Source organism: Xanthobacter aminoxidans, from assembly GCF_043193615.1.
GTDB lineage: Bacteria > Pseudomonadota > Alphaproteobacteria > Rhizobiales > Xanthobacteraceae > Xanthobacter > Xanthobacter aminoxidans.
Genome location: NZ_JBAFUS010000003.1, coordinates 252871 through 267108, shown reverse-complemented (window position 1 = coordinate 267108; position 14238 = coordinate 252871). Strand labels below are relative to the sequence as shown.

The 14238-nt window shown below is 68.5% G+C and carries 15 protein-coding genes and 1 tRNA gene; 11 read left to right on the top strand and 5 right to left on the bottom strand.

Translation table 11 applies throughout. The annotated features are described in order from the left end of the window. The first annotated feature begins 159 nt into the window (after window positions 1–159). From V5F74_RS16325 to V5F74_RS16310, 4 genes are all read left to right on the top strand, one after another. A complete protein-coding gene (locus V5F74_RS16325; protein WP_394009213.1) occupies window positions 160–864 on the top strand; it encodes a hypothetical protein in 705 nt (234 codons plus the stop codon). Window positions 865–1027: 163 nt separating this feature from the next. Further along, window positions 1028–1621, top strand: a complete 594-nt coding sequence (locus V5F74_RS16320; protein WP_374254343.1) for a hypothetical protein — start codon at window positions 1028–1030, stop codon at window positions 1619–1621. A gap of 168 nt (window positions 1622–1789) precedes the next feature. Continuing rightward, window positions 1790–2044 (top strand): hypothetical protein, encoded by a 255-nt coding sequence (locus tag V5F74_RS16315; protein WP_024277506.1) that lies wholly within the window; start codon window positions 1790–1792, stop codon window positions 2042–2044. A gap of 33 nt (window positions 2045–2077) precedes the next feature. After that, window positions 2078–2773, top strand: coding sequence for a class I SAM-dependent methyltransferase (locus V5F74_RS16310; protein WP_250167682.1), 696 nt, complete (start codon window positions 2078–2080; stop codon window positions 2771–2773). Between the two features lie 87 nt (window positions 2774–2860). Here V5F74_RS16310 and V5F74_RS16305 read toward each other — a convergent pair whose 3' ends face one another. Continuing rightward, entirely contained in the window at window positions 2861–3307 is a 447-nt protein-coding gene (locus V5F74_RS16305; protein ID WP_394009210.1) for a GtrA family protein, read from the bottom strand. Between the two features lie 420 nt (window positions 3308–3727). Between V5F74_RS16305 and carB the strand changes: the two genes are divergently transcribed. Further along, a complete protein-coding gene (gene carB, locus V5F74_RS16300; RefSeq protein WP_250167683.1) occupies window positions 3728–7102 on the top strand; it encodes a carbamoyl-phosphate synthase large subunit in 3375 nt (1124 codons plus the stop codon). Between the two features lie 242 nt (window positions 7103–7344). Beyond that, window positions 7345–7818 (top strand): transcription elongation factor GreA, encoded by a 474-nt coding sequence (greA, locus tag V5F74_RS16295; RefSeq protein WP_029557132.1) that lies wholly within the window; start codon window positions 7345–7347, stop codon window positions 7816–7818. A gap of 266 nt (window positions 7819–8084) precedes the next feature. Here the strand turns inward: greA and V5F74_RS16290 are convergent, their stop codons facing one another. After that, window positions 8085–8567, bottom strand: a complete 483-nt coding sequence (locus V5F74_RS16290) for an Lrp/AsnC family transcriptional regulator (RefSeq protein ID WP_029557133.1) — start codon at window positions 8565–8567, stop codon at window positions 8085–8087. A gap of 293 nt (window positions 8568–8860) precedes the next feature. On the opposite strand from V5F74_RS16290, the gene trxB reads away from it, so the two are divergent. The 5 genes from trxB to V5F74_RS16265 all read left to right on the top strand — a co-directional run bounded on the left by trxB (window position 8861) and on the right by V5F74_RS16265 (window position 12859). Further along, the gene (gene trxB, locus V5F74_RS16285) at window positions 8861–9823 is read left to right on the top strand and encodes a thioredoxin-disulfide reductase (protein WP_250167684.1); all 963 of its coding nucleotides are present in this window, start codon (window positions 8861–8863) and stop codon (window positions 9821–9823) included. 151 nt (window positions 9824–9974) lie between these two features. Beyond that, window positions 9975–10865 (top strand): LysR family transcriptional regulator, encoded by an 891-nt coding sequence (locus tag V5F74_RS16280; RefSeq protein ID WP_024277513.1) that lies wholly within the window; start codon window positions 9975–9977, stop codon window positions 10863–10865. Between the two features lie 317 nt (window positions 10866–11182). Beyond that, entirely contained in the window at window positions 11183–11701 is a 519-nt protein-coding gene (locus V5F74_RS16275) for a peptidoglycan-binding domain-containing protein (RefSeq protein ID WP_024277514.1), read from the top strand. A 53-nt stretch (window positions 11702–11754) separates the two neighbouring features. Beyond that, window positions 11755–12078 (top strand): hypothetical protein, encoded by a 324-nt coding sequence (locus V5F74_RS16270; RefSeq protein WP_394009206.1) that lies wholly within the window; start codon window positions 11755–11757, stop codon window positions 12076–12078. Between the two features lie 67 nt (window positions 12079–12145). After that, window positions 12146–12859 carry a M15 family metallopeptidase gene (locus V5F74_RS16265; RefSeq protein WP_394009204.1) on the top strand — a complete coding sequence of 238 codons (714 nt, stop codon included), beginning with the start codon at window positions 12146–12148 and terminating at the stop codon, window positions 12857–12859. Window positions 12860–13068: 209 nt separating this feature from the next. On the opposite strand, the gene V5F74_RS16260 is transcribed toward V5F74_RS16265, so the two are convergent. The 3 genes from V5F74_RS16260 to V5F74_RS16250 form a co-directional block, all read right to left on the bottom strand. Beyond that, complete coding sequence (locus V5F74_RS16260; RefSeq protein WP_029557137.1) at window positions 13069–13440, bottom strand: hypothetical protein; 372 nt, start codon at window positions 13438–13440, stop codon at window positions 13069–13071. 6 nt (window positions 13441–13446) lie between these two features. Further along, window positions 13447–13962, bottom strand: coding sequence for a hypothetical protein (locus V5F74_RS16255; protein ID WP_394009202.1), 516 nt, complete (start codon window positions 13960–13962; stop codon window positions 13447–13449). 98 nt (window positions 13963–14060) lie between these two features. Then, window positions 14061–14156: transfer RNA gene (locus V5F74_RS16250), tRNA-Sec, on the bottom strand. Between the last annotated feature and the right edge of the window lie 82 nt (window positions 14157–14238).

Sequence of the window (14238 nt, the reverse complement as noted above, 5' to 3'; positions counted from 1 at the left end):
TGAATTGCCTATGACGGTCGCGGGGCCGGCTACCGTCCCGGGGGCTGGCGGGCCGAAAGGGGAGCGGCTAAGAAAGGCGTTCACCGGCGTGCTGCCCGGCCGTTTCCGCGGCCTCTCAGCGCAAGGCGCGCCCCCTCCCGTCCGGCGCCGCAGGTTCCCATGGTCTTTTCCCGCGTCTCTGCTTTGTCCCTCGCGGCCCTCGCCGCGAGCCTCGCCCTCGCCGCCTGCCAGGGCAATCCGGATAGCTGGGGCACCGGCGTGGTGAAGCAGACGGACGCCTTCGGCGACTATTCGGAGACGGTGGTCTCCGTCCCCAAGCCCACCGCCGGGCCGCGCCAGTTCGAATGCACGGGCCCCTTCGCGCCCAACACCACCGCCATCAACATCGCCGCCGACTTCGGGCAGGCGAACGTCATCACCGGCAACATCATGTCGCCGGACGGCAGCACCGCGCCGGGCATCATCCTGCTGCCCAACGATCCCGCCTTGAGCCTGGAGATCGCCTGGAAGGACCCGGCCAACATGGCCGCCCCGCGCCGGGTGGCCTTCACCGAAAGCTCGGCCTGGACCGTGAACGGCATCGGCATCGGCACCAGCCTCGCAGACCTTGAACGGGCCAACGGCAAGCCGTTCCGCATCCAGGGCTTCGGCGGCAATGCCGGCGGCGTGGTGGCCGACTGGCGCGGCGGGCGGCTGGGCAATCTGGGCGGCGGCTGCGTGCTCGGGGCGCAGCTGGCGCTTTCGGCCGGCGCCTCGGACGGCGCGCAGGCGCGCGTTTCCGGCCCCAAGGTCTACAGCTCGAACGATCCCGCCATCCGCGCCGCCAACCCGAGCGTGGGCGTGTTCTGGGTGAATTACCGGTAGGGGGAAGGGCGCCGATCGTCGCGAATTGCGAAACCAGCGCCGGCGTTAAGATTAACGCTCTCTAAATACCGCTGAGCCCGCGCCATCGCCTTTCCAAGAAGCGTGGCGGTTGTAGAGTGCCACTGCGCGCCGCGAACCTTGCTGCGCGCAGGAGACTTTCCCAATGAAACGCCTGATCCTTGGAGCGCTGCTGGGGGCCGTTTGCGCCGTCGGCGGGGCTTTCGCACAGGGGGCGCCCGCCAACGCCCCCATGGCCGGCGGACCCGCCGGCGGCATGAACGGTCCGCCCGCAAACATCGAAGAGTTGAAGGGCGTCCAGTGGCTGTTCGTGCAGGTGGCGGATTCCATCACCGTCACCGACAAGACCATCACGCTGAAGGGCGTCGCGCCGCAGGTCATCATGTTCGCCGACCGCCCCGAGCGGATCACCGGCGATGCCTCGACGGCGACCTTCATCAAGATCTGGAACGAGGGCAAGGACAGCTTCCAGAAGGACCCGCCCAACGCCACCCTCTCGGTGACGGTGGACGGCCAGCCCAACCTGTCGGTGATCAAGCTGTCGAATCCGGTGCTCACCGGTGACACGCTGACCTACGACTACAAGCTCCTGAGCGAGGACAAGCCCCTCGCCGGCACCAATGCCAGCCTGTTCATCGACTGGTGGCACTATCACCGCTGGTGGGGTCCCGGACCCGGCCGCTGGGGTGGTGGCGGCTGCTGGCGCGGCCCGCTGGGCGGCCTGCACTGCCGCTGGTGAGCCTGATCTTCCGCCGTTAGACGTTCGCCCCGCCCGCACCCCGCGGCGGGGCGTTCGCGTCTGTGGCCGTCTGCCATGATGGTGCCGTCTTGATGGTGCCGTTTCACCCCTGCGTGCCAGCACCCCCGCTGCCGCCGGACGTCGCTCCTCGAAGCCGTGAGAGACATCATGATCCGCCCCAGGGCCGCCCTGCGCCCGTTGACCCTCGCGCTGACCTTCGCCGCGGGCCTTGCGACTGCCGGGCTCGTGCAGTCGGCCTTCGCCGACCAGCCCAACATGCAGCGCGCGCTCGAGGCGCTGCGCACCGCGCGCGCCTTCCTGCAGCAGGCGGAGCCCAACAAGGGCGGCCATCGCGAGCGCGCCATCGACCTCGTGGACCGGGCCATCGGCGAGACCGAGGCCGGCATCCAGTTCGCGCGCTGACCCCGGCGCCGCCTTGTTTTCGGAAAGTTGCTGATGGCTGATTGGATCTCGTTCTGGAATGGTAGTCACGCCATCTATGTGAATGACCGGCACAAGGCGGTGCATTATGCGGCCATCGCGACCGATCTCGTCGGCTTCCTGCCGGGGCCGCACGCGCGGGTTCTGGATTTCGGCTGCGGCGAAGCCCTCGCCTCGGCCGAGCTGGCGCTGCGCTGCGCGCACCTCGTGCTCACCGATGCCGCGCCCGAAGTCCGGCGCCGCCTGAAGGGGCGCTTCGTCGCCGCCCCCAGCATCGACGTGCTGGCCCCCGAGGAGGTCTCGGCCCTGCCGGACGGCAGCTTCGATCTCATCATCTGCAATTCGGTGGCGCAGTATCTCTCGCGCGACCTGTTCGCCAGCCTCGTGCTGGAATGGCGGCGGCTGCTGGCGCCGGGGGGACGGCTGCTGATTGCCGACGTCATCCCGCCCCATGTGAGCGCGCTGGCCGACGCCGAGGCGCTGCTCAGGCTGGCGGCGCGGGAGAAGTTCCTGCTGGCCGCGGTCGCCGGCCTCGCCCGCACCGCCATCTCCCCCTATCGCAAGCTGCGCGCGGAACTTGGGCTGACCACCTACGAGGAGGCGGATGTGCTCGCCTTGCTCACCAAGGCCGGCCTCGCGGCGCGACGGGTCGAGCCCAATATCGGCCACAACCAGCAGCGCATGGCCTTCATCGGCGAACGCGGCGCCTGAAGCCCGCGCGGCGCCTGAGCGGAGACAGCGCAAAAAAAGCCCGCGCGGCGCTTGAGCGTGGACAGCGCAGCAAGCCCCTGCGGCGCCTTAGCCGCGCACGGTGCTCCGGTGGGCGAAGGCCCAGACGCGGTAGCCGGTGAAGGTCCACATCATGGTGATGCCGGTGGTGAGGAACTGGGCGAGCAGATAGAACAGCCCCACCTCGTGCACGAACAGCCACATGAGCGTTTCGTTGAGCACGAACGCCACCCCGGCCACCACGATGAAGCGTGGCACCGCCCCGGCATGGGAGCGCGTGGCGTCGAAGGTGAAGCGGCGGTTGAGGATATAGGACACGATGCCGCCCATGACGAATCCCACCGCCGAGCCCAGCACGGGGCCGACGGCATCCATCTCCACCAGGATGGCGAGCGTGGAGAAATGAGCCACGGCGGCGGTGAGGCCCACACCGACGAATCGGGCGAACTGGCGGATCAGGTCGCCATGGCGCGCGTGGTATTCATTGACCGTCCGGGCGAGGGAAGGCGGCAGCACAGGCGTCTCCGGCAGGAAAACGAACAGGAATCCTTCAGGCCGAGGCAGCGCGGGCGGGCGCCGGACACCCCGCGAGGATGTGTATTCCGGGCGCGGCGTCATCTCGGTGACATGGCTTCCGTCGCCGCAAATTATGGTCTAAGGAAGCCCATCAGCGCCAAGGGCCCGGGAAATTGCGCAGGTGTGACATCCGTGAGGTGTGACATCCGCGCCGCGTCCCGCCCGCGCGCAAGTCTGGGAGCAGGCCCCGGCCAAGCTCGTACCTTTCTGGGGCGCGTGACCCGCGGCCCTTTTTTTGCGCCCGGCGGGCGCTAGGAAGGGGCGGGCGCTGCGACGGGGCGGCTCCTGATGGAAACGGATCCCGTTGTCTTCGCCGGCTCAGCGGCGCGGGTGGCGGCGGTCGAGAGCTCAAAGACGGATATGCCGAAACGCACCGATATCGAAACCATCCTCATCATCGGCGCCGGTCCCATCGTGATCGGGCAGGCCTGCGAATTCGACTATTCCGGAACGCAGGCGGTCAAGGCGCTCAAGGAGGAGGGATACCGGGTCGTCCTCGTGAACTCGAATCCCGCGACCATCATGACCGACCCGGACATGGCGGACGCGACCTATATCGAGCCCATCACCGCCGAGATCGTCACCAAGATCATCGAGAAGGAGCGCGGCGACCGCTCCAAGGGCTTCGCGCTGCTGCCCACCATGGGCGGCCAGACCGCGCTCAACTGCGCGCTGTCGCTCAAGAAGATGGGCACGCTCGAAAAGTATGACGTCGAGATGATCGGCGCCACCGCCGAGGCCATCGACAAGGCCGAGGACCGCGAGCTGTTCCGCGAGGCCATGACCAAGATCGGCCTCTCGACGCCCAAGTCCCGCCAGATCAAGACCCTGCCCCAGGCGCTCGAGGCGCTGGACGAGGTGGGCCTGCCCGCCATCATCCGCCCGTCCTTCACCATGGGCGGCACCGGCGGCGGCATCGCCTACAACAAGGCCGAGTTCATCGAGATCATCGAGCGCGGCATCGATGCCTCCCCCACCAACGAGGTGCTGGTGGAGGAGAGCGTGCTGGGCTGGAAGGAGTATGAGATGGAGGTCGTCCGCGACAAGGCGGACAACTGCATCATCATCTGCTCCATCGAGAACATCGACCCGATGGGCGTCCACACCGGCGATTCCATCACGGTGGCGCCGGCGCTGACGCTCACCGACAAGGAATACCAGATCATGCGCGACGCATCGCTTGCGGTGCTGCGCGAGATCGGCGTGGAGACCGGCGGCTCCAACGTGCAGTTCGCGGTGAACCCCGAGGACGGCCGCCTCATCGTCATCGAGATGAACCCGCGCGTGTCGCGCTCCTCGGCGCTGGCGTCGAAGGCCACGGGCTTCCCCATCGCCAAGGTCGCCGCGCGCCTCGCGGTGGGCTACACGCTCGACGAGATCGAGAACGACATCACCGGCGGCGCCACCCCGGCCTCCTTCGAGCCCACCATCGATTACGTGGTCACGAAGATCCCGCGCTTCGCCTTCGAGAAGTTCCCCGGCGCCGAGCCGACGCTGACCACCGCCATGAAGTCGGTGGGCGAGGCCATGGCCATCGGCCGCACCTTCCAGGAATCGCTCCAGAAGGCGCTGCGCTCGCTGGAGACCGGCCTGTCCGGCCTCGACGACATCGAGATCGAGGGCCTCGGCCAGGGCGACGACAAGAACGCCGTGCGCGCGGCGCTGGGCACGCCCACGCCCGACCGCCTGCTCTATGTGGCGCAGGCCATGCGCCTCGGCCTCTCCGACGAGCAGATCCACGCCGCCTGCAAGATCGATCCATGGTTCCTCGCGGAGATCCGCGGCATCGTGGAGATGGAGCAGAAGGTGCGCCGGCTCGGCCTGCCGGAGACGGCCGGCCAGTTCCGCCGCCTCAAGGCCATGGGCTTCTCCGACGCCCGCCTCGCCGCTCTCGCCGGCCTCCACGAGGGCGAGGTGCGCGCGCGGCGCCATGCGCTGGACGTGCGCCCCGCCTACAAGCGCATCGACACCTGCGCGGCCGAGTTCGCCTCGCCCACCGCCTACATGTACTCGACCTACGAGACGCCCTTCGCCGGGACCCTCGCCGACGAGGCGCAGCCCTCGGAGCGCGAGAAGGTCATCATCCTCGGCGGCGGTCCCAACCGCATCGGCCAGGGCATCGAGTTCGACTATTGCTGCTGCCATGCTGCCTTCGCCTTGAAGGACGCCGGCTATGAAGCCATCATGGTCAACTGCAACCCGGAGACGGTCTCCACCGACTACGACACCTCGGACCGGCTCTATTTCGAGCCGCTGACCGCCGAGGACGTGCTGGAGCTGATCGCCCGCGAGAAGACCCGCGGCACGCTGAAGGGCGTCATCGTGCAGTTCGGCGGCCAGACGCCGCTGAAGCTCGCCAAGGCGCTGGAGGATGCGGACGTGCCGATCCTCGGCACCTCGCCCGACGCCATCGACCTCGCCGAGGACCGCGACCGGTTCAAGACGCTGCTCGACCGGCTCAAGATCCGCCAGCCGGCCAACGGCATCTCCTACAGCGTGGAGCAGGCCCGCCTCGTCGCGGCGGAGCTGGGCTATCCCATGGTGGTGCGCCCCTCCTACGTGCTGGGCGGCCGGGCCATGCAGATCATCCGCGAGGAGCGCGAGCTGGGCGACTACCTGCTGGAGACCCTGCCGGGCCTCGTGCCGCAGGAGATCAAGGCGCGCTATCCCAACGACAAGACGGGCCAGATCAACACCGTCCTCGGCAAGAACCCGCTGCTGTTCGACCGCTACCTCTCCGACGCCATCGAGGTGGATGTCGACGCTCTTTGTGACGGCAAGGACGTGTTCATCGCCGGCATCATGGAGCACATCGAGGAGGCGGGCATCCATTCGGGTGACAGCGCCTGCACGCTGCCGCCCTATTCGCTCTCGCCCGATACCCTCGCGGCGCTGGAGAAGCAGACCGCCGCCATGGCGCTGGCGCTGGGCGTCGGCGGCCTGATGAACGTGCAGTACGCCATCAAGGGCGACGAGATCTACGTGCTCGAAGTGAACCCACGCGCCTCGCGCACGGTGCCCTTCGTCGCCAAGGTCATCGGCCTGCCCATCGCCAAGATCGCGGCGCGGGTGATGGCCGGCGAGAAGCTGGCGAGCTTCAACCTCGTGCAGCCCAAGCTCGGCCACATCGCGGTGAAGGAGGCGGTGTTCCCCTTCGCCCGCTTCCCCGGCGTGGACACGGTGCTCGGCCCGGAGATGCGCTCCACCGGCGAGGTGATGGGCCTCGACACCGATTTCGGCGTCGCCTTCGCCAAGAGCCAGCTGGGCGGCGGCACCAAGGTGCCGCAGTCCGGCACGGTGTTCGTCTCGCTGAAGGATGGGGACAAGATCCGCATCCTGCCCACCATGAAGATGCTGGTGGACCTCGGCTTCAAGATCATCGCCACGTCGGGCACCCAGCGCTTCCTGGAGGAGCACGGCGTGTCGGCGGCGAAGATCAACAAGGTGCTGGAGGGCCGCCCCCACATCGTGGATGCCATCAAGAATGGCGGGGTCCAGCTGGTGTTCAACACCACCGAGGGCGCGCAGGCCCTTGCGGACAGCCGTTCGCTGCGCCGCGCCGCCCTCTTGCAGAAAGTGCCGTATTACACCACGCTGTCCGGAGCCATCGCTGCGGCGCAGGGGATCAAGGCCTATGTGGGCGGCGACCTGACGGTGCGTCCGCTGCAGGGCTATTTCGGTGCCGGGGGCGACAGCGCTCCCGTCAGCCCGCGGGGCGAAGCCTCCGTCGCCTGATCCCGCAAGGGAACACCAGAACGCGCAGGCTGCGGGAGCCGGCGCGCAGTCGTCGCGGCCGTCCGGCGTCTCAAGGCGCGGGGCGGGTGCATCGCCCGGGGGCCGCAGAGCGCCCGAACCGGGACAGTCGCCGCAGCCGGGGCGCCGAAAGGCACCGCGGGGCGGCTTTCTTTTCGGCGCCGGCACCACCTGAGGTGGGGCTCCGGCGCACCGAACCGTTTCAGGAGGTCTGACAAGGACCCATGGAGAAGATTCCGATGACGGCGGGCGGCTTTGTCGCCCTCGAGCAAGAGTTGAAGCAGCGTCAGCAGGTGGAGCGTCCGCGCATCATCAATGCCATCTCGGAGGCGCGCGCCCATGGCGACCTGTCCGAGAACGCGGAATATCACGCCGCCAAGGAGCAGCAGTCGCTGAACGAGGGCCGCATCGCCGAGCTGGAGGACAAGATCTCCCGCGCCGAGGTGATCGACGTCTCGAAACTCTCCGGCGACATCGTCAAGTTCGGCGCCACGGTGACGCTGGTGGACGAGGACACCGAGGAAGAGAAGGTCTGGCAGATCGTCGGCGACAGCGAAGCCGACGCCAAGGCCGGCCGCATCTCCATCTCCTCGCCGGTGGCCCGCGCGCTCATCGGCAAGAAGAAGGGCGCCTCAGTGGAGGTCGTCACCCCCAAGGGTGCCCGCTCGTTCGAGATCGCGGACGTGCGCTGGGCCTGAGCGGGGTTGGGAGTTTCGCGGGTTCGGCGGCGCATGGCCTCCGAGGGCTGCTGTCGTATCGGGCTTGCTCGCCTTGCCCCATCCTCTCCGCCGTCATGCTCCGGCTTGTCCGGGGCATCCACCCCGCCGCAGGTGCGGTGCCGACAGGACGGAAGCCAGCCCGGCCGCGCCGTGGATCCCCCGGACAAGCCGGGGGATGACGCCGCTCAAGATCGATGAAGCCTGCGAATCTCAGGCGCCGCAGCGCCCTCCGGTGAGATGACGCCTCACGCCTTCGGCAATCCGGCTTCCAGCGGCACGATCGGCGCGTCCTTGGACTGCTTGAGGGTGAGGGCCGTCTTCACGTTGCGCACGTTGGGCGCGGCGGTGATATCCAGCACGAAGGTCTGGAAGGTGCGCAGGTCCGGCGCCACGCACAGCATCAGGAAATCCACGTCGCCCGAGAGCATCCAGGCGCTGCGCACCAGCGGCCAGCCGGCGATGCGCTCCTGGAAGGCATCAAGGTCGACCTCCGCCTGGCTGATGAGATGCACCATGGCGAAGGCCATGAGGTCATAGCCGAGCCGCTTCTCGTCCAGCAGCGCGCGGTAGCCCTCGATGATGCCTTCCTCCTCCAGCGCGCGCACGCGCCTGAGGCAGGGCGGGGCGGAGATGCCGACGCGCCGGGATAATTCCACATTGGTCATGCGACCGTCCCGCTGCAGCTCGTCGAGGATTTTCCAGTCGACAGCATCGAGGCGAACGGTCAAGGCACGGCTCCTTGGGGGCAAGGCTTGGGGGCAGGGTCGAGGGTGCCGCCGCCAGCGCGGCGAACAGGGGCATTACGTCCGCGCACCTTAGTCTCCGTATGCGGCAACGCAACGAAATAATATTGCGTCGGTTGCGCTGCGAAGGGACAGAAGCTGCCGCCTTGTGGGCGGGGGAGGGAGCCCCTACATTCGGGCATAGCTCACGCTGCGGCCATCGGGCGGCCTGCCACACGGCCCGTTCCTTCTCTTGTCGCGGTTTCCAGCCTTTCGAGCTTCTGGTTTTCGAGGACGTCATGACCACCCACAGCGCCAAGGTCGTCATCATCGGGTCGGGTCCGGCCGGCTATACCGCGGCCATCTATGCGGCCCGCGCAATGCTGGAGCCGGTCCTGTTCGAGGGCATCCAGCCCGGCGGCCAGCTCACCATCACCACGGATGTGGAGAATTATCCCGGCTTCGCCGATCCCATCCAGGGCCCGTGGCTGATGGAGCAGATGCGCGCCCAGGCCGAGCATGTGGGCACGAAGATCATCGCCGACCATGTGAACACCCTCGATCTGTCCAAGCGGCCGTTCCGCCTGGAGACCGAATCGGGCGACACGTGGCTCGCCGACGTGGTGATCCTCGCCACCGGCGCCCAGGCGCGCTGGCTCGGCCTCGAATCGGAGGCGGCGTTCCGCGGCTTCGGCGTCTCGGCCTGCGCCACCTGCGACGGCTTCTTCTATCGCGGCAAGGAAGTCGTGGTGGTGGGCGGCGGCAACACGGCGGTGGAAGAGGCGCTGTTCCTCACCAATTTCGCCTCCAAGGTCACGCTGGTGCACCGCCGCGATGCGTTCCGCGCCGAGCGCATCCTGCAGGATCGCCTGTTCGCCAATCCCAAGGTGAGCGTGGTGTGGCATTCCGAGGTCGCCGACGTGGTGGGCGAGAGCGGCGACATCTCCAAGGTCACCGGCGCGCGCCTGCGCGACGTTCGGACCGGAGCCCTCACCGAGCTGCCCGCTGACGGCATATTCATCGCCATCGGTCATGCGCCTGCCACAGAGCTGGTCAAAGACCAGTTGAAGCTCAAAGAGAGCGGATACGTGTGGACTGCGCCGGATTCGACGGCAACGTCGGTGCCGGGCGTGTTCGCGGCCGGCGATGTGGCCGATGATGTCTATCGTCAGGCGGTCACGGCCGCCGGGCGGGGCTGCATGGCGGCGCTGGAGGCGGAGCGGTTCCTCGCCCACCACAGCGTGGCGCAGGCGGCGGAGTAGATCACCCGGGCGCGGCAGCCGCCCGGAACGGATCTAAATGGGTTCAAGGAAGGCCGCGGGGCTGGGGAGCCCGCGGCTTCTCCCGAGACAAGCGAAAAACAGCACCACCTCGCCGGCCGGACGCCGGTGATGCTCAAGGGGCTCGGGCCGGATGGATTGGGACAAGCTGAAGGTCTTCCACGTCGCCGCGGAGGCGGGCTCCTTTACCCATGCCGGCGAGACGCTGGGGCTCTCCCAGTCGGCGGTGAGCCGGCAGGTCTCGGCGCTGGAGGCGGAACTGAAGGTTCCGCTGTTCCACCGCCACGCCCGCGGCCTCATCCTCACCGAGCAGGGCGAGCTGCTCTACCGCACCGCCCATGAGGTGTTCCTCAAGCTGGAATCGGCGCGCGCCCAGCTCACCGACAGCCGCGAGAAACCCAACGGCGACCTGCGCGTCACCACCACCATGGGCCTCGGCACCCACTGGCTCACCGCGCGGGTGGGCGAGTTCGTGGAGCTGTTCCCGGACATCCGCATCCAGCTCATCCTCACCGACGAGGAGCTGGACCTCGCCATGCGCGAGGCGGATGTCGCCATCCGCATGCGCCAGCCGGTGCAGCCGGACCTGGTGCAGCGCAAGCTCTTCACCGTGCATTTCCACGCCTATGCCTCGGCCGACTATCTCAAGCGCCACGGCCATCCGCGCACGCTGGACGAGCTGGACAAGCACCGCATCCTGCTGCTCGGCGGGCCGATCCCCTCCTATTTCCAGGGGCTGAACTGGCTGGAGCATGCCGGCCGCGACGGCTCCACCCCGCGCATTCCCGCCTTCGAGGTCAACAACGTGCTCGGCCTCAAGCGGGCGGTGGAGCGGGGCGTGGGCATCGGCACCCTGCCGGATTATCTCTCGGACGATTCGACCTCGCTGGTGCAGCTCTTCACCGATCGCGAAACGCCCAAGCTGGAGGCATACTTCACATATGCTCAGGAAATGCGCTCGGTGGCCCGGATTCAGGTCTTCCGCGACTTTCTGATTTCCAAGGCGCAGCGCTGGAATTACTGATTTATGACGTTCGCTGGTGCCATGGTAGGGCGTACATTGCCTAGCCAAGCGCTGGGCACATGCCTGATATGCGGTCAGTATACATTGCATTCTGCCTATTCAGGGAGCATCTTTCCCTTGCGCTGATTGCACCTTGTGCGGTGCATCAGCTGTTCCCCTCTGGAAGGTTCGCTGCTCTGCAGCGATACTTGCCGGGTCCCCTCCAGGACCCGGCATTTTTCTTTTGGGCGGTTCATTTTTGAGGGTGCCGCAGCGGCTCTTTTCCCGCAATGTCGGTTGCCGGCCTCAAGGCCGGGGCAACTGGACCGGGGTGTGTCATGGCACTTCTCAAGCGTGGGCTCGCGGGCGAGCCGGTGAAGATCCTTCAGGCCAAGCTCGGGGTGACTGCGGACGGCCAGTTCGGCCCCGGCACCGAGGCGGCCCTCAAGGCCTACCAGACCCAGCACGGCCTTTCGGCGGACGGCATCGCCGGCCCGGACACCTTCACGGCGCTCGGCCTGCCGGAGCTTGTGCTGCTCACGGTGGGCACCAAGGGCGAGGCGGTGAAGAAGCTGCAGACGGCGCTGGGCATTCCCGCCGACGGCGCCTTCGGCCCCGCCACCGCCAAGGCGGTGAAGGAGTTCCAGGAAAAGAACGGGCTGGACGCGGACGGCATGGCCGGCCCCGACACCCTCGCCAAGCTCCCCGCCTTCGCCGGCGTGTTCTCGCCGGAGGCGGTGGCCAAGTCCCAGACCGCGCCGGGCACCATTTCCATCGATGCCAAGCCCGCCGAGGCCGGCGCCACCGCCGCGCCGAAGAAGAGCATCTGGCAGACCATCACCTCCTTCTTCTCCTGATCCGCGGGAAGCCGCGGGGGGGAACAGGGGCAGGTCCCGGGCGTTGGCCCGGGATGAACCTCGCCCCTTTCCACCCCATGCGCTCCGGCGTTGAACCCCATACGGTCGCCCTCGCGGGCGGCCGGTCCTCCTCTTCAGGCTTGGCCGCCCTCGCGGGCGGCCCGTTCCCCCCGACCGAGCCCGGCCGTCCGCCGGAGCCGCCCATCCTGCCGCCGGACCCGGTGGAGGACCCGCCGGATTTTCCCGAGCCCGGTCCGGACCTGCCCCCGCTCCCCGAGGGCGACCCCTCCCGCGAGCCGCGCCGTGATCCTGACCCGGAGCCACCGCCGCTGCGCGATCCCGTCGATCTGCCGGAGCCGCCCGCGCGCATGGCGTGAGGCCCGCTCTGGCGGGTATCCGCGGCGGGGCCTATGCTTGGGCCTCACCACCCGACGCGAACGCGACATGCTCAGAGCCCTGATGGATCGACTGGTGAAGCCCGCCGCCCAAGCCCTCACACTCACCCTCACCATTGCCGGCCTGCCGCTCGCCGCGGATGCGCGGACCGATCGGCCGGACCTGTTCGTGGACGTGTCGGGCGTGGTGCCGGACGCGGTGTTCGACGTGCGCTATTTCTCCACCGACAATTTCGTCGGCACGCGGGTGGACGGCTATGGCGCCGCCCGCTGCTTCCTCACCCGCCCGGCCGCCGAGGCGCTGGCGCAGGTGGCGGCGGATGCGAGGAAGAAGGGCCTCGGCTTGCGCATCTTCGATTGCTACCGCCCGGCCCGCGCCGTCGCCCATTTCGCCCGCTGGGCCAGCGACCTCGCCGACGAGAAGACCAAGCCCACCTATTATCCCGATGTCGCCAAGAAGGACCTGTTCGCGGAGGGCTACATCGCCGCCCGCTCCGGCCATTCGCGCGGCTCGACGCTGGACCTGACGCTGTTCGATCTCTCGACGCGGCGCGATCTCGACATGGGCACGCCCTTCGACCTGTTCAGCCCGCGCTCCTGGCCCGATTCCCCCACCGCCACCGCCGCCCAGCGCGCCAACCGCCGGCTGCTCGCGGGCCTCATGGCGCAGAACGGCTTCAAGCCGTTCGACAAGGAATGGTGGCACTTCACCCTGAAGGACGAGCCTTTCCCGGATACCTATTTCGATTTCCCCATCGAGTAGGGGCGGGGGAGCGAGTCAAGCGGTCGTCATGCCCGGCCTTGTGCCGGGCATCCACGTCAGGCCGACGGGACGATGGCCGACGACGGATACCCGGCCGGTCCACGTGGATGGCCGGGACAAGCCCGGCCATGACGGCGGTTCGTGACCCGTCGAGGGCCGGCAGGGCGAGCGCCAAAGGGCGGGCCATGACCGCCGCCGCGTCCACCCCCTCAGTGCGACGCGATCTCCTCCACCTTCAGCCGGCGGCCGAGGGTGTCGAAGAAATCGCCTTCGTTCAGCACCAGCCGGTTCTCGCGGATGCGCTGCTCCAGCGCGCGCAGGCGGCCGCGCGCCTCGGCGTTTTCCAGGGGACCCGTGTCCTCCACCTGCGCGAAGAAGGCGGCGCCGTCCCAGGCCTGCCGGGAGCCGGCGAACAGGGCGATCATGCCGGCCCAGTCCACCTCGTCGCCGATGATGTTGAGGAAGGTGGAGGCGAGCGGCTTCACCTCCGGCTCGGCGATGCGCACCAGCACCACCAGCGCGGTGAAGCCGCCATGGTCGGCGAAGGTGGCGGCGAGCCAGTCGTCGAAATCGGTGGCCATGGGAGGTCAGAAATCCACGAGGGGCGTGTCGGGAAGATAGTGCTCGAACAGGTACCAGAAGGCGCTCTGCCGCGTCGTGGCATACCAGTCCTCGAACGCCGCGAGGGCGGCGAGGGCGGCCTCGGGCGCCGCCTCGCTCTCCATCTCGAACAGCGCCACGGCGACCGGGGCGAAGCGCGCGAGCACCTCGGCGCGGGCCTCGCTGTCGTCGGACCAGCCGAGCCTGGCGCGCAGCAGCGCCTGCCCGGCGGCAACCGCCATCTCCGCGTCCGCGATGCCGTCGAGTACGGCGGCCAGCGACCGCATCAGATCGGCCCGGCGCCAGGCATGGGCGCGCTCCCGCGCCAACTCCTCGGTGCGGCGGGCGGCCTCGGCGCGATAGGCCGTCTCCGCCACATCGGCCGCGACCTTCGCCGCGTCGAGGCGCGCCAGCAGAACGGCGCGGGCTTCGATGCGGGCCGCCGCGGCCGGATCGGGCGCGGCCTCGGGGGCCGGGGCGGGGAGGTCGGTCTCGGGGCTCATCGTCCCTTCCCGTAGCTGCGGGGGCGCGCCTCGGGCGCGGGGGGCTTCGGATTTGGCGCAGTGGAATTTGGCGCAAGAGGATTTGGCGCAATAGTATTTGGCGGAAGAGAGTGGGAGTCGAACCCACCAAGGACCGGCTCGCGGCCCCTCCCGGATTTGAAGTCCGGACGCCCCACCAGGGACGCTTCTCTTCCCCGCGACGGCACCGCCGCGGCCGTCTCCGGCGCATCGTCCGCCGCTCCGGCGAACAGGTCCAGCCGGAACGGATTGATGCGC